Source organism: Cellvibrio sp. ATLC23, assembly GCF_057196725.1.
This window is the reverse complement of the sequence record NZ_JBXUOS010000003.1, coordinates 331,140-352,863: the sequence shown is the minus strand read 5'-3', so window position 1 is coordinate 352,863 and position 21,724 is coordinate 331,140. Positions and strand designations below refer to the sequence as shown.

19 protein-coding genes are annotated in these 21,724 nt (G+C 51.0%); all 19 read left to right on the top strand.

Annotated elements, in window-relative coordinates; translation table 11 throughout:
* Positions 1 to 527: 527 nt before the first annotated feature.
* Entirely contained in the window at positions 528 to 1,562 is a 1,035-nt protein-coding gene (gspC, locus tag AC2CG4_RS07125; protein ID WP_484485584.1) for a type II secretion system protein GspC, read from the top strand.
* Positions 1,563 to 1,569: 7 nt separating this feature from the next.
* Complete coding sequence (gene gspD / locus AC2CG4_RS07120) at positions 1,570 to 3,633, top strand: type II secretion system secretin GspD (RefSeq protein WP_484485583.1); 2,064 nt, start codon at positions 1,570 to 1,572, stop codon at positions 3,631 to 3,633.
* A 27-nt stretch (positions 3,634 to 3,660) separates the two neighbouring features.
* On the top strand, positions 3,661 to 5,181 hold the full coding sequence (gene gspE, locus AC2CG4_RS07115) for a type II secretion system ATPase GspE (protein WP_062063176.1): 1,521 nt from the start codon (positions 3,661 to 3,663) through the stop codon (positions 5,179 to 5,181).
* Positions 5,182 to 5,193: 12 nt separating this feature from the next.
* Positions 5,194 to 6,432 carry a type II secretion system inner membrane protein GspF gene (gspF, locus tag AC2CG4_RS07110; RefSeq protein WP_062062674.1) on the top strand — a complete coding sequence of 413 codons (1,239 nt, stop codon included), beginning with the start codon at positions 5,194 to 5,196 and terminating at the stop codon, positions 6,430 to 6,432.
* A gap of 53 nt (positions 6,433 to 6,485) precedes the next feature.
* Positions 6,486 to 6,950 (top strand): type II secretion system major pseudopilin GspG, encoded by a 465-nt coding sequence (gene gspG, locus AC2CG4_RS07105; RefSeq protein WP_484485582.1) that lies wholly within the window; start codon positions 6,486 to 6,488, stop codon positions 6,948 to 6,950.
* A 25-nt stretch (positions 6,951 to 6,975) separates the two neighbouring features.
* Entirely contained in the window at positions 6,976 to 7,548 is a 573-nt protein-coding gene (locus tag AC2CG4_RS07100) for a prepilin-type N-terminal cleavage/methylation domain-containing protein (protein ID WP_062062667.1), read from the top strand.
* Positions 7,545 to 8,039, top strand: coding sequence for a type II secretion system minor pseudopilin GspI (gene gspI / locus AC2CG4_RS07095; protein WP_484485581.1), 495 nt, complete (start codon positions 7,545 to 7,547; stop codon positions 8,037 to 8,039). The genes AC2CG4_RS07100 and gspI overlap by 4 nt, the downstream gene beginning before the upstream one ends.
* On the top strand, positions 8,036 to 8,719 hold the full coding sequence (gene gspJ / locus AC2CG4_RS07090) for a type II secretion system minor pseudopilin GspJ (RefSeq protein WP_484485580.1): 684 nt from the start codon (positions 8,036 to 8,038) through the stop codon (positions 8,717 to 8,719). Before gspI ends, gspJ begins: the two co-directional genes overlap by 4 nt.
* Positions 8,685 to 9,815, top strand: a complete 1,131-nt coding sequence (gspK, locus tag AC2CG4_RS07085) for a type II secretion system minor pseudopilin GspK (RefSeq protein WP_484485579.1) — start codon at positions 8,685 to 8,687, stop codon at positions 9,813 to 9,815. Before gspJ ends, gspK begins: the two co-directional genes overlap by 35 nt.
* 57 nt (positions 9,816 to 9,872) lie before the next feature.
* Entirely contained in the window at positions 9,873 to 11,141 is a 1,269-nt protein-coding gene (gene gspL / locus AC2CG4_RS07080) for a type II secretion system protein GspL (RefSeq protein ID WP_484485578.1), read from the top strand.
* Between the two features lie 13 nt (positions 11,142 to 11,154).
* Positions 11,155 to 11,640, top strand: coding sequence for a type II secretion system protein GspM (gene gspM, locus AC2CG4_RS07075; RefSeq protein ID WP_484485577.1), 486 nt, complete (start codon positions 11,155 to 11,157; stop codon positions 11,638 to 11,640).
* A gap of 89 nt (positions 11,641 to 11,729) precedes the next feature.
* Positions 11,730 to 12,524, top strand: coding sequence for a type II secretion system protein N (gene gspN, locus AC2CG4_RS07070; protein WP_484485576.1), 795 nt, complete (start codon positions 11,730 to 11,732; stop codon positions 12,522 to 12,524).
* Positions 12,521 to 13,513 carry an FAD:protein FMN transferase gene (locus tag AC2CG4_RS07065; protein WP_484485575.1) on the top strand — a complete coding sequence of 331 codons (993 nt, stop codon included), beginning with the start codon at positions 12,521 to 12,523 and terminating at the stop codon, positions 13,511 to 13,513. Before gspN ends, AC2CG4_RS07065 begins: the two co-directional genes overlap by 4 nt.
* A gap of 150 nt (positions 13,514 to 13,663) precedes the next feature.
* Positions 13,664 to 14,860 (top strand): hypothetical protein, encoded by a 1,197-nt coding sequence (locus AC2CG4_RS07060; protein WP_484485574.1) that lies wholly within the window; start codon positions 13,664 to 13,666, stop codon positions 14,858 to 14,860.
* A 439-nt stretch (positions 14,861 to 15,299) separates the two neighbouring features.
* Entirely contained in the window at positions 15,300 to 15,797 is a 498-nt protein-coding gene (locus tag AC2CG4_RS07055) for an AraC family transcriptional regulator (RefSeq protein ID WP_484485708.1), read from the top strand.
* Entirely contained in the window at positions 15,785 to 17,746 is a 1,962-nt protein-coding gene (locus AC2CG4_RS07050; protein WP_484485573.1) for a hypothetical protein, read from the top strand. The genes AC2CG4_RS07055 and AC2CG4_RS07050 overlap by 13 nt, the downstream gene beginning before the upstream one ends.
* Positions 17,743 to 20,634: a tetratricopeptide repeat protein gene (locus AC2CG4_RS07045; RefSeq protein ID WP_484485572.1), complete on the top strand. Its 2,892-nt coding sequence runs from the start codon at positions 17,743 to 17,745 to the stop codon at positions 20,632 to 20,634. Before AC2CG4_RS07050 ends, AC2CG4_RS07045 begins: the two co-directional genes overlap by 4 nt.
* Positions 20,621 to 21,355, top strand: coding sequence for a tetratricopeptide repeat protein (locus tag AC2CG4_RS07040; protein ID WP_484485571.1), 735 nt, complete (start codon positions 20,621 to 20,623; stop codon positions 21,353 to 21,355). Before AC2CG4_RS07045 ends, AC2CG4_RS07040 begins: the two co-directional genes overlap by 14 nt.
* The gene (locus AC2CG4_RS07035; protein ID WP_484485570.1) at positions 21,348 to 21,719 is read left to right on the top strand and encodes a hypothetical protein; all 372 of its coding nucleotides are present in this window, start codon (positions 21,348 to 21,350) and stop codon (positions 21,717 to 21,719) included. The genes AC2CG4_RS07040 and AC2CG4_RS07035 overlap by 8 nt, the downstream gene beginning before the upstream one ends.
* The last annotated feature ends 5 nt before the right edge of the window (positions 21,720 to 21,724 follow it).

Below are 21,724 nucleotides of genomic sequence, written 5' to 3'. Positions count from 1 at the left end.
TGAGTGAAGGCGGCGGATTATAAACCTGCACGCGCAAAACTGCAGTCGTTTTGATTGGTGTCTTTGTGAGACATCTCTTACAAAACTTGCCGAGATTAGCCACTATTGTGTGACGCTTAATTCATCAATAATGGCGTCATTGGAGATTGTCGCAGGAAGCGACTCTGGCAAGGAGTAAAATGGAATCGAGCACATCTATCGCCAAGGTATGGCCTGTCATCCTGTAAAAACCCTGATTGCCCCCTCCTGCAATCAGGGTTTTTTGTTTTTTTACCTGCCTATTTTGCGGCCTCTGTCGCATATTTCATTGATTGTGCAACTTCCCCGCTGTTCTGCCGTCCAAAATGCGCTGAAACTCGCGTTCCTAGCGACTTGGCGCCACATTGTTAGTACTTCGCTTTTGTAATATGGATGGAGTAGAATCTCATCGCTTTGATAAACATAACGCACTAAGCTTTTGATACGACTACTATTTGCCATCACACTGATTCTTGTCGTACAGCCCAGGTGGGGATTCAATCAGACCTATGCAAGATAGATCACTTAACCATCGAGCCGCCTTCGAGCAGCGTACTGCCCAGTTGGAAATCCAGCTCAGGCGCTTCTTTGCGCTTTTGAATCGTGTGTCGCTACAGCGCTGGCAGTGGCTGGTCATGCTATTGCTGGTGATTTGGCTTAGTCACAGTCTGGCGCGCCTGTTTTGGCTCATCATTCCCAATCCGGTGATTCCTCCGGCAACCTTGTCGCTTGTCGCTGCTGATGTACAAACGTCAGGGGCTGCTGCTGAGTCCGTGAACATAAGTCAGATTACGTCATTGGCTCCCTTCGGTGACGTCGCTCAAGAAGCGGCGCCGTCCGTTGATGTTCAGCCGATTGCTCAGGGCATCGAAAATGATGCGGCTGATACCCAACTCAACTTGGTGTTGCGTGGGGTGCTTGGCAGTAATGAAGAAAAAGCGGGTCGCGCCATTATCGCCTCGGGCGAGCGTGCCGATGTGTATGCAGTGGGCGATACCCTGCCCGTAGGCAATAATGTGACTCTCGCCAAGGTGTTGGATGGGCGGGTTATTATCAATAACAATGGCTCCTTTGAATCGCTCTGGTTGTTTAAAGAAGATCCAAACGCTCCCAAACTCACCAGTTCTGTCGCGTTCCCTCAAGCAGGTGATGTACAAGTCTCGCCGAGTGGTTATGCCAACCCGCCCTATCAACAACAGCCACCGCTTTATGTCGATAAAAGCCCCGCAGTGGATTCGCCGCGTTTCGGCGCTGATCCCTCTGCCGCTGCCGCCAGTAAAACCCTTGCCGATGTAGTGGCAATGAGTATTTATCGCGAAGGCGGCAAAGTGGTGGGATACAAAATTCGCCCTGGGCGCAATGCGGAGATGTTTAATTCACTGGGGCTGCAAACTGATGACATAGTGACCTCAGTTAACGGCGTGCCATTGAGCAGCCCGGGAAAGATTATGGAAATTTACAAAAGTATGGGTAGTGCCACATCGGCGAATCTGGAAATCAGACGCGGTGGCAGTACAGTTAACCTAGACGTAATGCTCAAGTGAGGTTTTTGTGATCCTGTTTCATGGTCGTAACAATAACAACATCATCGGCGGCCTGTTGCTAGCAGTGCTTGTGGGCATGAGTGGTGCAGCCCTTGGCCAAGTCGAAGCGCAACCGGTTGATGCATCAGGCGAAACTCGCTGGGCAGTCAATTTCAACGATACCGATATTCAGGATGTGATTAAGTCCATCGCGGGGCTGACGGGTAAAACGTTCATTATCGACCCCAAAGTACGCGGCCCGATTAAGGTGATCAACTCCAAGCCGCTCAATGCGAAAGAGTTGTACGAGCTATTTCTCGCGTCCCTTGATGTGCATGGCTTTACCGCCGTGGAGAGCGGCAATATTGTGCGGATCGTGATGAACCGCGACGCGCGCAATCTGCCCATCCCGACCGAAAATAATGTCACCAACAAAGATGACCTTTATATCACCCAGGTAATTCCGCTTAAAAATACCAGCGCTGCCAAAATCCTCGCTGCCTTGCGCCCGCTGGTGCCGCAATATGGCCATCTCACCACTTATGAACCTAGCAACGCCCTGATCATTACCGACACCCGCGCCAACGTTGCGCGGATGAATGAACTCGTGGTGCAACTGGATAAAATAGGCATCACTCATACCGATGTGATCCCACTGCGCTACGCCAACTCTGCTGACGTAGTCGCTATGCTGTCGCAGTTGGAAAAACCCGACCCTAACCGTGGCATGACCACATCACCGCCGGTCATTGTGGCGGATAAGCGCACGAACGCGGTGGTGATCAGTGGCGATGATTTGACTCGCCAGCGCCTTAAGTTATTGATTGATGATCTGGATCGCCCGCAATCGAAAAACAATAACGTGCGAGTTGAATACCTCAAATACGCCAAGGCAGAAGACGTTGCGAAAGTCCTGTCGGGCATGCTCCAGAGCTTGGGGCAAGGTAAAACTGCGGAGGGCGCGCCCGCCAATGCCACACCGCCTGCGGTTCAAGCTGATGAAGCAACAAACTCAGTGCTCATCACCGCAGACGTAGACACAATGGACACTATGTTGTCGATTATTGATAGTTTGGATATTCGTCGGGCGCAGGTATTGATTGAAGCAATTATTGTAGAAATCAAAGGTAATAACGCTAAAGAGATTGGTATTGAGTGGATGTACCAAGGTGGTGATCAGGGCTTTGGTGGCTTCACTTCGGGAGGGACGCTTTCGAATGTTGGAGGCGCAGCGCTGAATGTTTTAGACAACCCTGGCGACACGACTGCGTTGGGTACTTTGGCAGGGGGTATTAGTGCTGTTAAGTCGCCTGTATTTGGAGTTGGACGCTTAGGTAGAAGTATTGACTTTTTGGCGGTATTGAAACTGCTGCAAACGACAGAGTCATCCAACATACTATCCACTCCGAGTCTCTTAACGACTGACAATAGCGAAGCATCAATTTTAGTGGGGGAGCAGGTTCCGTTTGTGACGGGCTCATACTCCGGTGCTAATACAGGTACCACCGGTGGAGCTACCTCGTTTGCCAGTCCATTCAATACAGTTAACCGGGAAGATGTGGGTATCAAGCTGCAAGTGACGCCACATGTCAATGGAGGCGACAGCTTGGTCTTGGATATCGAGCAGGAAATTTCCTCTGTAATCGGTAGTACTCAGAGTTCCCCTAACGGTCCAACTACCAGTAAACGTGAAATTAAAACTCAAATTCTAGCGGGCGATGGTCAAACAGTGGTGTTGGGTGGCTTAATTCAGGATGAGATTAATAAAGGTGATTCGCGTGTACCGGTGTTGGGTAGTATCCCCGTACTTGGTCACCTTTTCCGTAGCCAAAGCGCCTCTAAACGCAAAACTAACTTATTGATTTTCCTTAAATCGACGATTATCCGAACTGATGAAGTGTTAACGGGTGCAACGGCAGAAAAATATCGAACCATTCGCGAGCAGCAGGTGGATTTCCAGCGTTCCCGTGGGATTCTCATTCCCAAACGCGATGTTCCCGTGTTACCCGAATGGGATGCAGAAATTCAGAAGTATCTCGAAGAGACCAAGCAAGCCGAAGCAGCAAATGCTGCGAACGCAACCGGGGAGTAAGCCGTGAGCGAGCTAGAGTTGGAGCCGCTGGTGCTGACCGATGAGGTCCTTGACGAAGTCGTAGCCGAACCCCCGGTCTATGAGCGTTTGCCGTTCAGTTTTGCTTCCGCACATGGCGTGATGTTGGAAGAGCTGGCGCCCGGTTTAATGCCGCGGGTGTTGCATCGCCCTGGGCTGACACTGGATGTATTGTTGGAACTGCAGCGTATTTTGGGTGCCGATTTGGTGCTGGAAGAGCTGCCCGCCGAAGACTTCCAGAAGCGCCTCACACGTGAATATCAAAGTGGCGATGGCGCAGCGCAGCGTGCAGCGGAAGACTTGGGCAACGAATTTGATTTGTCGTCTATGGCCGATGATTTGGCCGACCGTACCGACTTGCTCGCCGGTGATGATGACGCTCCTATTATTCGCTTGATCAATGCGATCCTCTCCCAGGCGGTGCGCGAAGGTGCATCGGATATCCACCTTGAACCCTTTGAAGATCGCGTCTCGGTACGCTTTCGTATCGACGGTGTATTAACCGAAGTGCTCTCGCCCAAGGCGGAATTAGCGCCGGTATTGGTATCGCGCTTGAAAGTAATGGCGCGTTTGGATATCGCTGAAAAACGCCTGCCGCAAGATGGCCGTATTACCGTACGCCTTGCAGGCCATGCGGTGGATATCCGTGTATCGACCATTCCGTCTGCGTTTGGCGAGCGGATTGTATTGCGTATTCTCGATCAAGCCGCAGGCCAACTTAAGCTTGAGCAATTGCAGATGCCGCAGCTGGTCTATGATCGCTTGACCAAAAACTTGCTTAAACCCCACGGCATTATTTTGGTGACCGGGCCGACTGGCTCGGGTAAAACCACCACGCTCTATGCGGGCTTGAGCCATATCAATACCCGCAGCCGCAATATCCTCACCATTGAAGACCCGGTTGAATACCTGTTGCCCGGTATTGGCCAGACGCAGGTGAATACCAAGGTTGATATGACCTTTGCGCGCGGTCTACGCGCCATTCTCCGGCAAGACCCGGATGTGGTGATGATCGGTGAAATCCGCGACGGCGAAACCGCTGAAATTGCGATTCAGGCGTCGCTGACCGGTCACTTGGTGCTATCAACACTCCACACCAATACCGCAATTGGCGCGGTGTTGCGCTTGAAAGATATGGGCGTAGAACCCTTCTTGCTGGCGTCCAGTATTGAAGTGGTCATGGCGCAGCGCTTGGTGCGCGTACTCTGCAGCCATTGCAAAGAGCAATATATGCCCAGCGATGCCGAGCGCGAGATGCTCAAACTACCCGAAGAAACACCCATCTGGCGTCCGGCGCCCAGCGGTTGTAAGCACTGCAATCAGCAGGGCTATCGCGGCCGTAAGGGGATCTACGAATTAATCGAGATCACCGAGCGTTTACGCCATCTCATCCACGAGCAAGCGGGCGAGCAGGAATTGCTGGCCGAAGCGCGCAAACACAGCCCATCCATGAGCGACGATGGCCGTCAGTGTGTGCTCAACGGCGTCACCAGCATTGAAGAAGTGCTGCGCGTCACCACCCAGCTGTAGCGGACGTAGATTATGGGTGCATACAGTTACAAAGCGCTGACCGATGAAGGTAAAACCGTAAAAGGGATTCTGGAAGGGGATTCCGAGCGGCATATTCGCACGCAATTGCGGGCGAAAAAATTAAAGCCGCTGGAGGTGGTGAGCGCCACGGGTGATAGCACCGCAGCAGCCAATAGCGAGAGCGGTAATATCGCTGCCAGTTTCCGCCGTCGTGCATCCAAGTTAAGTACGCGCGACCTCAGCTTGATTACCCGCCAGTTGGCCTCGCTGGTCAAATCTGGTCTGCCGCTCGACGAAGCCCTGCATGCAACCGCTAAGCAATCGCAAAAAGCCAACGTTAAACGTGTCGTGCTCCAGGTGCGCACCAAAGTATTGGAAGGTTTTAGTTTGGCGCAGGCACTGGGCGACAATCCGGTCGCCTTTAACGATATGTATCGCGCACTGGTACGCGCCGGTGAGGGATCTGGCTATTTGAGCCCGGTACTGGAGCGCTTGGCGGATTACACCCAAACCAGCCAGCAGCTGCAACAGCGCATCAAAATGGCGATGATCTACCCAGTGGTGATGCTGGTGGTGAGCCTCGCTGTAATTGTTGCGTTGATGGTGCTGGTAGTGCCCAAACTGGTCAAAATTTTTGAGCAGGGCAAGCGTGAATTGCCCGCGCTGACCGAGGGTCTTATCGCCACCAGTAGTTTTTTAATGAATTACGGCGTCTATTTGTTATTTGCCTTGATCGGGGTGTATTTTTTCATCAAGCGCTTGATGCGCGACCCCAAACGCCTGCGTGCCTGGCATGTGGTGCAGCTGAAGCTGCCAGTGATTGGCGAGTTGGTGAAACAGATTAACTCGGCGCGTTTTGCTGCCACCTTGAGTTTATTGTCTGCCAGTGGTGTGCCGCTGCTTCAGGCACTGAATATTTCCGGTCAGGTGATGACCAATAAAATCCTGCAAGAGGCTTGCGATACCGTCGCCGCCTCGGTGCGTGAGGGTATGAGCCTGAGCCGGGCGATGGAAAATACAGGTCATTTTCCGCCGCTGTTGGTGCAGCTGGTCGCCAGTGGTGAAACCAATGGCACTCTGCCGCAACAGTTAGATAACGCCTCTAAAGATCAGGAGCGCGAATTGGAAATGATGTTGGGTGTGGCCATGGGCTTGTTGGAGCCGGCCACCATTATTTTTATGGGGGGAGCGGTATGCGTGATTGTATTGGCGATTCTCACCCCGATTTTCGAAATGACCAAGCTCGGTTAACGCGACTGAGTTGATGTTGATAGCCGTTTATAGTGATATTTCAGGAGACAGTCATGAGCACAACAATGAACATAAAATCGATGAAAACAAGAGCGCAGCAGGCGGGTTTTACGCTGGTCGAAATCATGGTGGTAGTAATTATCATCGGCCTGTTGGCCGGTATTGTAGTGCCCAACGTGATGGACAACCTGGATAAAGCCAATGTGCAAAAAGCGCGCGCGGATTTTAGCTCCCTGCAAACCGCGCTCAAGTTATACCGCATCGATAACTTCAATTACCCCACTACCGAGCAAGGTTTGGAAGCGCTGGTGACTAAAAGCTCTATCGCACCGGTACCGCGCAATTTTAAGTCGAGTGGTTATATCGACAACCTGAACAAAGACCCATGGGGCAATGACTATCAATACATGAGCCCCGCCGATGACGGTAAGGAATACGATATTTACAGCCTAGGCGCCGACGGCGTGAGTGGCGGTGAAGGCCAAAACGCCGACATCAGCGTCTGGGACGAGCAATAAGTTTTAACCACCAAAGGCAGCGCCAGTGAAATCCAGCCAGCAAGGCTTTACCCTGATCGAGATCATTTTTGTGGTCTTTATTATTGGTATGGCAGTGGGTGTGATTTCGATCGCAGTCGGCGGTAATGCGGCGGCGGATATGACCCGCAAAGAAGCCGAAGAGTTTATGCTTCAAGCCAGTTATATCGCCGAGCAATCGGTGCTTAAGGGCGAAACCCACGGCCTGTTTGTTGAGCCTCGGCCAGCGCAAGATATAGATGGGCAGGAGCAATGGTGTTATCAGTGGCGCCGGGTGCGCGACCGCCAATGGCAGGATTTGCCCGAGCTGAGCCAACACTGCTTAGCGGAAGGGCAGAAGATCGATTTTGTGGTGGAAGATGAACTCTGGGAATTTGATCCGGAGCTGGAGTATCAAGACCCGGTAATGGGTTTTTTCCCCAGTGGTGATGGCTCAGGCAAGGTTGAAATCAGTATTTATGCCGATCAACTAGCCAGTGGTGCAATAGTTCAAACCGAGCAATTTGAATTGGATTTGGCCGGTGAGCTGCATTGGCTCAGTGAAGAAAAGCGGGTTGAAGAGGAGCAGCGCGGGCGATGAAATTCTCTCTTTTGCGCCGCTCGGGTGCTGGCACTAGGCAGCGCGGTTTTACCCTGCTGGAAGCCATGATTGCATTGATGATTGTAGCAATGGCGCTGCCGGCGCTGATCACTTTGGTGTTGACCCAATTGGATGGTTCAGCGGCAATCCGCGATAAAACCTACGCCTATTGGGTGGCGGAAAACCAGCTGACACGAGTGCGCTTGTTGCAGCAACAAAAAGCCAAGAAAGCGTTAGTCGATTACAAAGTGCCAGAAAAAGACGCTGGCACCGTGGATATGATGGGGTTGCGCTGGCAGTGGCAGCTAAAAACTATCGCCATGGATACCTTGCCAGTGCCCGGTTTTAAACGAGTTGAAATCGCCGTGCGCTTGTTAGGCACCGCCGATGGCATGAGTTTGGGGCGCTCGGCGGTTGATGAAAGCAAACCAGTGCTGGCGCGGTTGACTGGTTATATTAGCGACCCTGAGTTAGTTCAGGTGATCCAATGAATCGGTCGCGGGGTTTCACTTTATTAGAGGTACTGATTGCGCTGGTGATATCGGCGCTAATCGCGGTGATGGCATTTGAATCGCTCAACGCTGCGGATAGCGGCGCCACACGCACCAACGAAGTTCTCGCGGAAATCAATCGCCTCGACCGCGCTTGGCAGATCATGGCAGCGGATTTACGTCATGTAATACCTCCGGCTGCGGCAGATAAAAACACCGTATTTCAGGCGGAAAGCCTGCGCTCCTCGGGCGAAAATGCCGATCAACTGGTGCTGTTGTTTAAACGTCGCGGTTGGGTCAATTTTTCCAACTTGCCTCGTAGCGATTTACAAATGGTGGGGTACCGGGTGGTTGATGGTCAGCTCTGGCGCGATTTCGCCCCCGAGCGCAATCTCGAACTGTCCGATGTGGATTTGGAAGAGGATGACGGTTTTCATCAGTTATTGCTGGACGATGTTGAGGATTTTCAGCTGCGTTTATTGTTTCAGGGGGCAATCACTTCCAGAGGTAAGTCGGCGCTCCAAGGGCGCGAATTCTCGGAGGATTGGCTACAAAAATGGCCAGATAATAATCAGCAGGGCGCAAGTGCGCAGGATCTGCCGCTGGCCGTAGAGATCACCATCGAACTGAAAGGAGTTGGCAGCAGTGTGCGTCTCTTTGCCATGCCTGAACAGCAGTAATCCGGCTGGTAAGCCGAATGCCGAGCAGGGTACTGTGCTGGTGCTGGTATTGCTGATTGTGGCGCTGGTGGCTGGGCTCAGTGTCAAATTTGCCGCCCAATATCAGTTGGGTTTGGCGCGCGCAGAAACCCGCTGGCACGGTGCTCAGGCGCGGGCGTTTTTAGAGGGCACTGAAGAGGTGGCCAAGTTGATGTTCCGCGAAGCGGATCTTGACCCAACTATCGATTATTTAGGTGAGCCTTGGGGCAGTGAAGTACCGATTGAGGATGAAGGCGTCAGCGGCTTTGCCAGAATGACCGATGCCACTACCCAGTTAAATTTGAATGATCTGGCGCGTCCTATCGATCTGACCAAACCGGAGGGCACACCTGAGCGCTACAGCGAGCCGCAGCGGCGGTTTATCCGCTTATTGCAGACTTTTCCGGATTTACCGCTCGACCAGAATCAAGCGGAAATGTTACTCGCCGGTGTAGTAGATTGGGTTGATGCGGATGATGCCGAATCAGGCTCTGGCGGTGCGGAATCCAACTTTTATCAGGGTTTAAAAGAGCGGTATCGCGCGGCCAATGCGATGTTTAAATCGGTGGATGAGCTGCGTCTGGTGCGTGGTTTTAACGAAAGCCCGATGCTGATAACGCTATTGCAGCCGTTTGTTACTGCCTTACCCGTGGCAGATGCCGGACTGAATATTAATACCATGGATCTGATTAGCCCCTATGGGAAGGGCATGAATAACCTGTTGTTGTGTCTTAACGGTCAGGCTGATTTGGTGCCGATGAACCCTGCTGATATGGAGCGGTTTATCGCCAACCGCCCACAGACAGGGTTTGCGGATAAGGCCGCGATATCGGCCGCCTGGGATAGTATGTTTGCCGGTAAACCGCTGGATATAGATGGACTGAATACTGCTACCAAATATTTTTGGCTGAATTCCACGGTGCAGTTGGTTGATCAGCGCCGCAGCATGCGTAGTTTGCTGATGCGCGGCGCCGAGCCGGGCACACTTAAAGTGATCCGCCGCGATGATGTGTTTGAATTGCCCACCGTAGATCGCGGCGAAAAAGATGACGATGGTGATACTGAATTGGTTGAATAGCCTTAACCCCGATCAGACTCATAACAAGCTGATTTTAATAACGAGCTAGAGCAAATTATGTCCATGCAATTGGTGCTCTCTGTAACAACCTCCGATGACGGCAAAACGCTGGCGGATCAGTTTCGCTGGTGCTGGCTGGGTATCGACGGTACGCCCGCCAGCGAAGGCGAGACTGGCAACCGCGAAGCCCTGCGCGCCGCGCTGAGTGACAAACCGATCAACCCGCAATCAGCCTGGCTTATTTTGCCCGGTAGCCGTGTGAATACACGCCAGTTGGAATACAGCGAAAAAGAGAAAAAACACCTGCGCAATCTCTTGCCCTTCCAGTTGGAAGAGTCGGTAGTAGGTGATGTGGAAGATCTTCACTTTGCGTTGGGTACCCCGGCTGATGGCAAAGTTGTTGTCGCTTTTGCCGACAAAATCTGGCTGCAAGCCGCTTTTGCTGAGCTTGCCGCCTTGGGTATCGAAGTGACCCGCTGCTGGACCGCGCCGCTGACACTGCCGCTCGCCGCTGAAGCGGTGACTGACACAGACAATCACTGGTCGCTAGGTTTGTATCAAGATCAGGTTTACTTGCGCTATTCCGCTACGCTGGGTTTCAGTGTGGCGCAGCAACATGCGCGCATGGCACTACAAATGTTACTGCGTGATCAGGAGCGAGTAGATCGCCTGCCCAACCTGCACCTGCGCGCGGCCACTGAGGGTGATCTCGCCAGCTTGGGCGAACTGATTCCTGCCGAGCTGCAAAACTCTATCGCCAGTCAAACCCTTGCCGATGAGTGGGCGCTGGACTTCAGTAATAGCTCGATTGATTTGTGCCAAGGCGATTTTTCCCAGCGTTTGCCAATTGAGCGCTGGTGGAAACTCTGGCAATCCGTGGCGATTTTTGCCGGTGTGTGTGTCGCGGTTTATCTCGGCACCCTCATGTTTGAAATTCATAAACTCGGTGGCGAAAACCTGAAAATTCGCCAGCAAATTGAAGCGACTGCGCGCGGTGTTATCACCCAAGGGCGTATTGTTGATCCGGAAAAACAACTCAACAACCTGCTGCGCCAATCCAAACCGGTTGGGCAGTCGGCCAGCGTGGTCGCGTTGATGGCACAGGTGCTGCCGCTAATTGCGCAGGAGCCGAATGTCATCATCAAAGGGATTTCCTATGCGGGTGAGTCGGGCGAGTTGAATATCAATATTCAGGCCGACAGCTTTAGCGCGTTTGAATCGCTTAGCCAAAAAATTCGCGATCAAGGCCTGAACGCAGAGACATCAAGTTTTAATGCCCAAGGCAATGTGCAGACTGCGCGCCTCAAAGTGACCAAGAATCCTTAATCGGTAGGCCTTTATGAATCAGATTAATCAGTTATTGGCTCTGCTCAACAAGTACAGTCGTCGCGATCAGATGCTCATTTTGGGCTGTAGTGTGGCGGTGGCGGTGTACTTGATTTGGCTGGTAGTGCTCACGCCCATTCAGAACAAACGCGACCGGTTGCTGGCTGCCAATGTCGCCTCTACCCAAACGCTTGGGCGAGTACAAATTGCAGCGGCGCAAATCCAGCAGGCGCGCAATGCCGGGGCGAGTGTCAGTAACGAGAATATCAACGGTTTGATCGATAGCACTTTGCGCGCGAATGGATTGTCGATGAGTAGTTTTCAGCCGGGCGCTAATGGTGAAGTGCGGGTGCGTTTGGATCGCGCTGGTTACGCTCCGTTAATGCAATGGCTGTATGCAATTGAATTTAAGCAGGGGATTCGCGTGAGCGATTTGTCGATAGCGTCCACCAATGATCCTGGTCAGGTCATGGTTAATCTGCGCCTGCAAAAAAATTAATTAACACGCTACATTAACGCTCTGTTGATGTTCCTGTCGATTGCTTGCTAACGCATCGATACAACCCGTTCACGATTGAAATCAGCCCTATGAGCCGTTTACCTGTTTTACTAAAAACTCACAAAAAACTCTGGATTCCACTCGGAGTCGTGCTGTTTCTGGTCTTTGTGATCAGTAGTATCCCCGCTATTTGGGGTGCTTATCTGCTGACTCGTGGGACCGGCATAGCACTCAGTGGCGTCACTGGAACGCTCTGGAATGGCCGCGCCAGTTTGGCCAGCGTGCGCACGATCGATCAAGAATATTCACTGGGGCAGTTAAGCTGGAGCCTCAGTCCACTTTCTCTGTTGACCCTGTCGCCCTGTGCGCAGGTGACCACCAAATTGCCCATGCAAGAGTTTAATGGCGAAGTCTGCATCGGTTCTGGCGGGGCGATAAAAGTGCGCGATGCGGACCTATTGTTGCCGGTTGCGCTGCTGCAACCCAAGCTGCCGGTACCGATTCAAGGTCAATTCTCGACCCATATTAATGAACTTGAATTGCGTGGCAATGTGCTGCTCAAACTCAAGGGCAAGCTCACGTGGAATGGTGCTCGGGTGAATACCGGCACTAACTGGTTGGATATAGGCAGTTATGGCGCCGAGCTGAGCGACAATGGCAATAACGGCATTAGCGCCAAACTCTTCCAGCTGACAGGGCCGGTGGATGTGAACCTGCAAATCGAATTGGCGGCGCCCAGTGGCGGTAAAGTCACCGGTGAGTTAGCGGCGCCAAAAGCCTTTTTTGAGGCGGCTAATGCTATCGATATGCTCGCCATGTTCGCCCAGGAAAATCGGGTCGATGAAACGGGCAAAACTCACTATCAAGTTGATATAAATCTGTGAAATTAAGTCTGTCGCAGTGGCTGATCTGCGCCCTGTTGTCCCTTGGCGGTCAATCTGGTTGGGCCGCATGGCATGGCGATACGCAAGATATTATGGGCACCAAAGTCAGTGTTGCACTTTGGTTAGAGAGCGATGAAAAAGCTGAGCAAGCCGTCGCGGCGGTAATGGCTGAAATGCGCCGTATCGATGCCCACTTCAGCCCTTATATCGAAACCAGCGAACTCTACCGCGTCAATCTATTAGCGCCCAAAGCCAGCGCCGACAAGCCAATCAGCATCTCCCCCGAGTTGGCGAAAATTATCCAAAAAGCCAATTATTACAGCACCTTAAGTGAGGGTGCGTTCGACATCACCTTCGCATCCCTCGGGCGCTACTACGACTACCGCAACAAACTTTCCCCCAGCAAACAGCAGCGTGAAACGCTACTGCCCGCGATCAATTACCGCCTGATTCATCTCGACGCCAATAACAATACCCTCTGGTTTGAGCATCCCAAGTTGTATATCGATTTGGGTGGGATAGCCAAGGGTTATGCGGTGGATAACGCGATTGCGATTGTGCAATCGTTTGGCGTGCAGCACGCGAGTATCAGCGCCGGTGGTGATAGCCGCGTTATAGGCGATAAACTTGGTCGCCCCTGGATGGTGGGCATCAAAAACCCACGCGCCGACGCCGTGGCTATCACCCTGCCACTGGCGGATGTAGCTGTCTCTACCTCGGGTGATTACGAGCGTTACTTTATCGATAACAAGGGCGAGAGGGTGCATCACATCATCAACCCGCGCACCGGCAAATCCACCAATGGCATCAACAGCGTCACCATCATTGGCCCGCTCGGGTTCGATACCGACCCGCTCTCAACCACCGTGTTTGTGCTGGGCGTAGAAAAAGGTTTGGCGCTAATCGACAAGCTACCGGGCTTTGATGCGGTGATCATTGCTGGCGATGGGAAAGTGTTTTATAGCAAAGGTCTTGCCAGCCCTCTTTAGGCTCTATTTGTGACGCATTTGTCGCGCCAATCTATGCTTCCTACCTCCCTTCTGCTCTAATGCTCGCGCCAATTTTGGCGCGTTGAAGCTTGTTATATTTGGGAGTCTTCAACAATTCAGGCCGCGTTAAATAAACATCAAGGAGTTGTTATGAAATCTGTATTAGGAGCATTACTGACAAGTTTATTGTTGGTTGCTTGTGGTGGTGGAGGTAGTGGTGGAGGAACTAGCGGTGGATCAGCTGGGGCGAGTTCCCCCGGAACCATCAGCAGTGGTTGCGGCAGTGGCGGCAATATTTTTATTGACTGCCTGAACAAAGATTGGGGTGCCTTTCAAGTTTGGGAAAATAATGCAGCGACTGGTCAGGGGCAGGGCTATAAAACGGAAAGCAACGCAAGCAATGTACAGTGGAAATTGGTGGACTCTGCAGCAGCGGGGCATGGAAAAGTAATCGAGGTGAGTTTTGGGAATAAAACCGGCTACGAGAGCCAGTTTTATGTGAATACCGATCCAGTTGATCGCAGTGCTTATGCAACCGGCAAACTCAGCTTTGATATCAATGTACAGAGTTATGGCGATGCTTATGATTACAACAAAGCGCAGATGCTTTTTGATGTGATCGTAGAGTGTGTCTGGCCTTGTCTCTCGCACTCGGTAAAAGTGCCGGTCAATATATTAAATCAATGGCAAACCGTCGGTATTAGTATTGCTGATTTGGTGCGCGATGGATTGGACTTGAAACGGGTTGATACTGCACTGTTGATTCGTCCTTCCATCGATCACGGTGCGCAAACCGGCGTTAAATTTCAGTTGGACAATATCAAGTGGGAAAAGGGTACCGGCAGTGTCGCAGCCCCCAAAGAGGTCTATGCCGAGCACTTTAATACCCTTGCCGCCGCCGATAATTGGAAGTTTGTGTCCTATGAAGGTGGGGTAACTGAAATACACAAGCATCTTTCACAGGGCTTGGGTACTTTCCCTGAATGGCGAACCAGTTTTGATCACTGGGCGCTTGAAACTGTCTTAGCTAATGCGATTAGCATTAAGAATAAAAAAGTCAGCATGCAAGTTAAGCTGCGTTCAGCGATAGTATCTGGATATGCCAGCCCTATTGAATTTGCCTTAGTAGCAACTGATAGTGCAGGGCGCACAGTTTCCACCGAGCGATTCAGCAGTAGCGGAATGATGGACGTTGAGTGGTATACGCTGAAGACAACTCTGGGTAGTAGTTTTCCCAATGGGTTTAATGCGGACAATGTGAAAAAATTAGGTTTTCATGTTTATGCCACAGGAACCCCCTTCGCTTACGGTTATATCAACATAGATACTATCCGCATCACGGAATAATCTTTTGCTCCTAAGTGCGTTATAAAAAACCGGTGGGCAGGAAAGTTGCACACCGGTTTTTTTATGTTCAGGATTAAATGTACCCCAGACGAAGATTGATCCATTGCACAGGACGACGGGTTTCCAACCCTACTTACAATCCTCCTAAAAACGACTAAGCTTGGATTCTTTAGGCGATAAATGTAAGGTTTGGGCAGTATTTAACCGTTATCGTGCAGCGCAGCAAAAAATAACTCAGGCGCCAGATCAACTGTGCTCACTGTCACATCCAAGAAACCGTTTGGCTTCTAGAATGATTCGTTTATTGCGGCGACCAATGCCAAGATCGCGCTTTACCCGCCATGGACAAGGCATAGAGCCTGTTTATAACGAGAGTCGTCCACTCAGAAATCGGAGAGAGAGCATGATCCATCCCCTGCGCCAGTGGTTTCATCTGGTAATGTTGATTCCCCTGCTATGTTGTTCTGTTGTATTTGCACAAGCAGACGTGCCCGCCCAAAGTGCAACTCAAGTGGAATCTCTGAAAGAGTCAGTGCTGACTCTTAACCGCGATTTGTTAATTCTGGAAGAGGAGCTGCTCTATCCAGCGAGCAGTCAGGTTGCCGTTTATGTGTCGATGGATCTCGGCAATTATTTTGCGCTGGACGCAATCAAACTGGAGATCAATAACAAACTGGTCGCCAGCGAGCTATACACCGAAAAACAAACCAAAGCGCTGTTTCGCGGTGGTGTGCAGCGTTTGTATATCGGCAATTTAAAAGCCGGTGAGCATGAAATCAGCGCATTTTTTACCGGGCGTGGCCCGCAGCAGGATTACAAACGCGGCGCTAAGCTTGTGATTAACAAAAATCAGGAGCCGGTGGTGTTGGAACTGCGCATTGTCGATTCCACCGCGCAATTGCAGCCTGTTTTTGAAATCAAACAATGGCAGATGTAATGCGCTTGCCGCTGGCTAGTCTGCGCTTTTTTCTACTGTTAACAGTAGCGATTATCACCGCGCCTGTAGCAGCAAAAGAAAAACCAAAAACCTCTGTAGCCGATTTACGCTACGGCGTAGCGCTCTATCATTACTATCAGCAAGATTACATGGCGGCGCTTGCCGAGTTAATGGTTGCCGATACCCGCGACGGAATTCAGGGGCATGGCGATAATCCGGAACTAATTGCTGGCGGTGTAAGCCTCGCGTTCGGTATGCAAAATCATGCAGAAAATGTATTCCAGGAGATTTTGCAAGACGAGAGCCGCCCACAATCCGTGCGTGATGCCGCTTGGTTTTATCTTGGCAAACTCTATTACACCCGTGGCGATTGGAATGCAGCTGAGCAAAGTTTTGCGCGTGTCAGCAATGAATTTAAACCTGCGTTACGCGCACAAATGCAGGCGCTGCAAATCAATATCCGCATCCGCAATAACAATTACGCTGATCTAACGCTGAAAAATATTGACGCCGATGAATTGCGTTCCTGGAGCCCATATACTTTCTACAACCTGGGCGCGGCTCACGCACGCGAGGGAAATTTCGCCAGCGCGCAACAATTTTTTAGCGAGCTGAGCGATATAGACATCACAGATAACCCAGTGCGCCGCAAAGAGCAGTGGGCGCTGCAAGACAAAGCTTACACCGCCATTGGTTACTCCTACCTCGCAGAAAAAAAATACGCAGCCGCAATTCGTGAGTTCACCAAAGTTCGCCTCAACGGTGTATTTGCCAATCAAGCGCTACTGGGTTACGGTTGGGCTGCGGTTGCGCAAGAAGAATATGATGTTGCGCTCAAGCCTTGGCAATTATTGCGCACGCGCAGTTTGATGTATCCCGCCGTACAGGAATCGCTGCTGGCCTTACCCTACGCCTATGAAAAATTAGGTGCAGAGGGTGAGGCGGTTAATGCCTATCAAACTGCAGAAGAGTTATTAACGCGTGAATTGCAATTAATCCGCGATATGCGCGCAACCCTCACCGAAGGTGAATTACTCACCTTGATTGGCAGTGAGCCGCTCCCTGCGGAAGAGGCAAAAACAATTTTGCGCAGCAATTCGCCGGACTATGGCGCACTTACTGCGGTTGTTACCGACGACGGGCAAAATTGGCTGAAGTTAGATGGCACCAGTATTATCAAAACCCGCTCCGCTTATCTCAATGAATTGTTTGCGAAAAACACCTTTCAAACAGCAGTGCTGGATTTGCGCGATCTGTTGCGGGTGCAAACCCTATTGCAAAACTGGCTGCCCAAGCTCGATGCCTACAGCGAGTTGCTCTTACAAAAACAAGCGGCACGCAGCCGTCAGGAGCAACAAATTGCGCAAAATACTGTTGCACAACAAGAACAAACGTTACGCGCAGAGCGCGATCGATTGGCGCAGCAGTTGGCGCAAATTAGTAGCAGCGAAAACTACATGGCATTGGCCGATGAAGAAACACAAGCACTCTACGCTCGTATCGAGCGTGGGCAGCACACCATCGCACGTATGAAAGCGGCTGGGCAGGATACACGCGAACTGGAAACCCGTATAAAAATGTTTGGCGGAATTCTATTGTGGCGCGCGGCGCAAGCCTATCCCGCAAAACTTGCAGCCCAGCAAGCAGAATTAAACACGATTGATGAGACCCTTGCGCAGATCGCCAAGGTTCGCCAGAACATTGAAGAGATTAGTTTAACCAGTATGGATATTCAGCCCACTTTAGCGCGTTTACTGGTGTTGCAAAAAGAAGTGAATGCGCAATTGTCTTCTACCGATCAATTGGTTGCACAACAAAGCAGAATTTTGCGGCACCAGGTGGATGGGCAATTAGCGACACATGAAAAACGGTTAAATAATTATCTCGCGCAAGCGCACCTCGCAGTAGCGCGGTTATACGATGCCGAGTTAAGGAGGCAGCCTGAATGAAGCGCCTTAACTTTTTAACAATCAAACCCGCGCTTATCGCGCTGGCAGTGAGCGTCGCACTGCAATTGCAAGGTTGCAGCATGATGGGCTTAGGTGATGATGGACGCGGTAAAACCCTAGCCGATTTACCCGCCGCAAAAATGCCCGATGCCAAAGCAAAAGTTGCAGTGTTGGATATGGCGCGCATCGAAGAAAGTTACCAGCGTGCATTGTCTGTGGCAGAAGACCCAGCGCTGCGCCAACAAATTATGGTGCGTCTTGCGGATTTGGAAATGGCGCGCAGTGAAAAAGCCCAATTAGATGCAACGGATATGCGGCGTTTTTACGACAAGCCAGTTGCCATGTATCGCGAGCTGTTGAAAATGCAGAGTGAAAGTGCGCAGCCAGTGCAAGGTATAGCCGCTGATCAACTGCGCTATAAATTGGCTAAAGCTATGTCGCTCGACGGTCGCAATGACGAGGCCGCAGTCGTGCTGGATCAGCTAGCAGATACCAATCCAAATTCCAAATTTATGGCGGAAACACAATTTCGCCGCGCAGAAAAATCTTTTGCCGATGGCGACTACGCTGCCGCTGAGCGCAATTACGATGCAGTGGTAAAAGGAAGTAACCCGGAGCTGCAACAAAATGCGCTCTATATGAAAGGCTGGGCGCAATTTAAACGCAGCGATTACGATCTTGCACTCAATTCATTTGCTGGCGTGCTCGACCAATTAATTGGTCATGCGACTAACGCAAAAGATGTCGATGCCGCGCTGGCGGAAATCGGCGCGTCTAAAGCCAATTTGGTGAAAGACACCTTGCGCGTAATGGCGCTGTCGCTCTCCTATCTGGAAGGCGCTAAATCCATTAGTGATTTGCAAACCCAATTGGGCGGCGGGCGCGCATACGAATACTTGCTCTATCAACAATTGGGGCAATTGTATCTGGATCAAAAACGCTTTACCGATAGCGCTGAAACCTATCAACACTATGTACAGCACAATGCCAATTCCGATTTTGCGCCCAGTTTTAGTATTAAAGTGATCGATGTGTATCGAGAAGGAGATTTCCCCAGTTTGATCCTGCCTGCGAAACAAGATTTTGTAGAGCGCTACGGCATTAGCAGCAATTATTGGACGCAGCGCCAAGGTGCCATTGGCGATAACGCCCTCGCTTATTTACATCAATCTTTGCAAGAGTTGGCGCAGTTTGAGCACGCGCAGGCGCAAAGTTTCAAAGCAAAAAATAATAGCGAAGCCACGGCTGCATTTGCGCGCGCGGCAAAATGGTATCGCGAATTTGTGCAGACCTTTGCCAAAGATGCACAAGTGGCTGAAATGACTTTTCTACTCGCTGAATGCCTCAATGAAGCGGGTAACTTACCGGCGGCGATGGATGCCTACGAGCAAGTCGCCTATGGCTATATGGATAAACTGCGCGGCGCCGATGCGGGTTATGCGGCGATTTTATTACCGCAGCAGTTAATTCAATCGGCGCGCAGCTTGCCCGACACTCGCCTGCAAGAGTGGCAGAATCGCAAAATTCAAAACGCGTTAAATTTCGCCGATGTGTATCACACAGATCCGCGCGCAGTGGTTGTGCTCGCCGAAGCAGCAAATGATTTGTTGCAGCAAAATCGGTTTGTCGATGCAAAAATGGTGGCGGAACGGGTGATTGAATGGCAGCCAGCTGCGGAAGGTAAATTATTATTTTCCAGTTGGTTGATATTAGGTCACAGCCGTTTTGAAACCAAAGAATACGCCGCTGCCGAACAGGCATATGTGCAAGTATTAAATTTATTGTCTGCTTACGGCAAAGCCCCCGGTGCACCCAGTGCGCAACAAGTGCGCGAACGCATCGCTGCGAGTATTTATCGACAGGCGGAAGCGAGTTTGGAATTCGGCGATAAGGATTCCGCTATCACACAATTGTTGCGGATTACCCAGGTCACACCCGATACCGAGATTGCCGCCAAAGCCCAGTACGATGCCGGTGTCTATTTGATTGAACAAGAAAAGTGGGGGCAGGCGGAGAATGTGTATTTAGGTTTCCGCAAAAAATACCCTGATCATTCATTGTCATCTACCTTGCCAGCCAAGATGGTGTTGATTTATCAAAACCAAAATAAATGGCAATTGGCTGCCGATGAATTGGTCGTAATGGAGCGCACTAGCACCGATCCGGATGTAAAGCGCCAATCCTTGTACATGGGGGCAGAGCTGTATGAAAAATCCGGTAGGCGCGCCCAGTCGATTGAACAGTATCGCCGCTACGCCACAGAATATCCGCGGCCATTGGCGAACAATCTTGAAGCGCAATTTAAATTAACCGAATTGTATGGTGCAGCGGGCGATAAAGAAAAACGTCTGTATTGGCTGCAAAATATTATCAACACTCACAACCGCGCAGGCAGTGCCAAAACCGATCGCTCAGCTTGGTTGGCGGCAAGCGCCCAAACTGAATTGGCGCAGCCCGCTTACGATGAATTTACTCGCATCCAATTAACCCTTCCGCTTAAAAATAGCCTGCAGCGCAAACGCGCCGCACTGGAAAAAGCGCTTAAAGCCCAAGAGCAAATTTTGGCGTTTGGCGTGAGTGAATTTACCACCAACGCAAGTTTTAAAATTGGTGAAATCTATGCGCAACTCAGTCGTGATTTAATGAATTCGCAGCGGCCCAAAGAATTGGATGAGTTGGCCTTAGAGCAGTACGAAATTTTATTGGAAGAGCAGGCCTATCCGTTTGAAGAAAAAGCCATTGCAATTCACGAAGTGAATGTTCAGCGCAGCTGGAAGGGCACTTATGATGCGGGCGTAAAACGCAGTTTTGATGCGCTCGCCAAACTCCTGCCCGCGCGCTACAACAAACCGGAAGCACGTCTGGAGGTGAGCAATGAGATTCACTAAGCTCATCGCCAGTTTATTGCTAATGACATTAATGTCGCTATTGATTGGCTGCTCATCCGGGTCCAGTAAAAAAACCAAAACAACCCGTGACGATTCTGCCGCGCCACTCGCGGCAGGCACATCAATATTGCCTGCTGGGCCTGCAACTCCCAATCCCTATTTACAAAACAAGCCTTCAGTGAGCCGACAGGCGCAACAGAATTTCACCGACGCCACCCGCGCTATGCGCAACAAACAATGGGCGCTGGCAGAATCGCTGTTGCAAAAAGTGATTGCGGAAAATAATAAATTATCCGGCGCCTATCTTAATTTGGGTTTGGTGTATCGCGCGCAAAAAGAAGACAAGCGTGCAGCGCAAGCCTTTAATGATGCAATCACCGCGAATCACACCAACCTGGATGCCTACAATCAATTGGCGATATTACAGCGTGAAGCAGGTAACTTTTCTGAAGCTGAACTCAGTTATAAAAAAGCCTTGAGCTTGTGGCCATTTCATCCCGAGAGCCATAAAAATATCGCGATTCTTTACGACTTGTATATGGGGAAAAGTGCAGAGGCATTGCCGCATTACGAAGCTTATTTACAGTTGCGTGGCGGTGAAGATAAGCAGGCTACCAGTTGGATTGCCGATTTGCAGCGGCGCTTGGGTGTTTCGCCAAAACCTAAAGCGGCAGGGCCAACTACCACCGAGACCCCAGCAGAGGACGTGAGTGATGAATAAGTGTTTATTCATAATCTTTTTGTGCATAGCAACCCTAGATGCACATGCGCAAGCGCCAGAAACGCCAGCGGAAATTGGTACGGCCGCGGCAGTATCTGATCAAAGTGTTTCTGCTGCGAGCAATAAAAACACAAGCGATAGAAAAATGATTGGTTCTGCCAATATCAATTTGCAAACCACAGTGACGGGTAATCAGGAGCAGCCCCGGGTAATGTATATTTTGCCCTGGCAGTCGCCGCTGAGTCCGGAGCTGGAAATGGAGATGTTAAGCAGTCAGGAAGATGCCGTGTTCGGCCATGTCGAGCGCGACGAAATGCAGCGCAGTTTGGAAGCCGCTGGCGAGCTGGATCAGGCGGATGATTAGCATTT

Excerpts from the sequence above, each read along its gene's own strand:
- gspC (WP_484485584.1), top strand. The coding sequence starts at position 528 with ATGCAAGATAGATCACTTAACCATCGAGCCGCCTTCGAGCAGCGTACT.
- gspF (WP_062062674.1), top strand. The coding sequence starts at position 5,194 with ATGGGTGCATACAGTTACAAAGCGCTGACCGATGAAGGTAAAACCGTA.
- gspG (WP_484485582.1), top strand. The coding sequence starts at position 6,486 with ATGAGCACAACAATGAACATAAAATCGATGAAAACAAGAGCGCAGCAG.
- gspI (WP_484485581.1), top strand. The coding sequence starts at position 7,545 with ATGAAATTCTCTCTTTTGCGCCGCTCGGGTGCTGGCACTAGGCAGCGC.
- gspJ (WP_484485580.1), top strand. The coding sequence starts at position 8,036 with ATGAATCGGTCGCGGGGTTTCACTTTATTAGAGGTACTGATTGCGCTG.
- gspL (WP_484485578.1), top strand. The coding sequence starts at position 9,873 with ATGTCCATGCAATTGGTGCTCTCTGTAACAACCTCCGATGACGGCAAA.
- gspM (WP_484485577.1), top strand. The coding sequence starts at position 11,155 with ATGAATCAGATTAATCAGTTATTGGCTCTGCTCAACAAGTACAGTCGT.
- gspN (WP_484485576.1), top strand. The coding sequence starts at position 11,730 with ATGAGCCGTTTACCTGTTTTACTAAAAACTCACAAAAAACTCTGGATT.
- AC2CG4_RS07060 (WP_484485574.1), top strand. The coding sequence starts at position 13,664 with ATGAAATCTGTATTAGGAGCATTACTGACAAGTTTATTGTTGGTTGCT.
- AC2CG4_RS07055 (WP_484485708.1), top strand. The coding sequence starts at position 15,300 with ATGTTGATTCCCCTGCTATGTTGTTCTGTTGTATTTGCACAAGCAGAC.
- AC2CG4_RS07050 (WP_484485573.1), top strand. The coding sequence starts at position 15,785 with ATGGCAGATGTAATGCGCTTGCCGCTGGCTAGTCTGCGCTTTTTTCTA.
- AC2CG4_RS07045 (WP_484485572.1), top strand. The coding sequence starts at position 17,743 with ATGAAGCGCCTTAACTTTTTAACAATCAAACCCGCGCTTATCGCGCTG.
- AC2CG4_RS07040 (WP_484485571.1), top strand. The coding sequence starts at position 20,621 with ATGAGATTCACTAAGCTCATCGCCAGTTTATTGCTAATGACATTAATG.
- AC2CG4_RS07035 (WP_484485570.1), top strand. The coding sequence starts at position 21,348 with ATGAATAAGTGTTTATTCATAATCTTTTTGTGCATAGCAACCCTAGAT.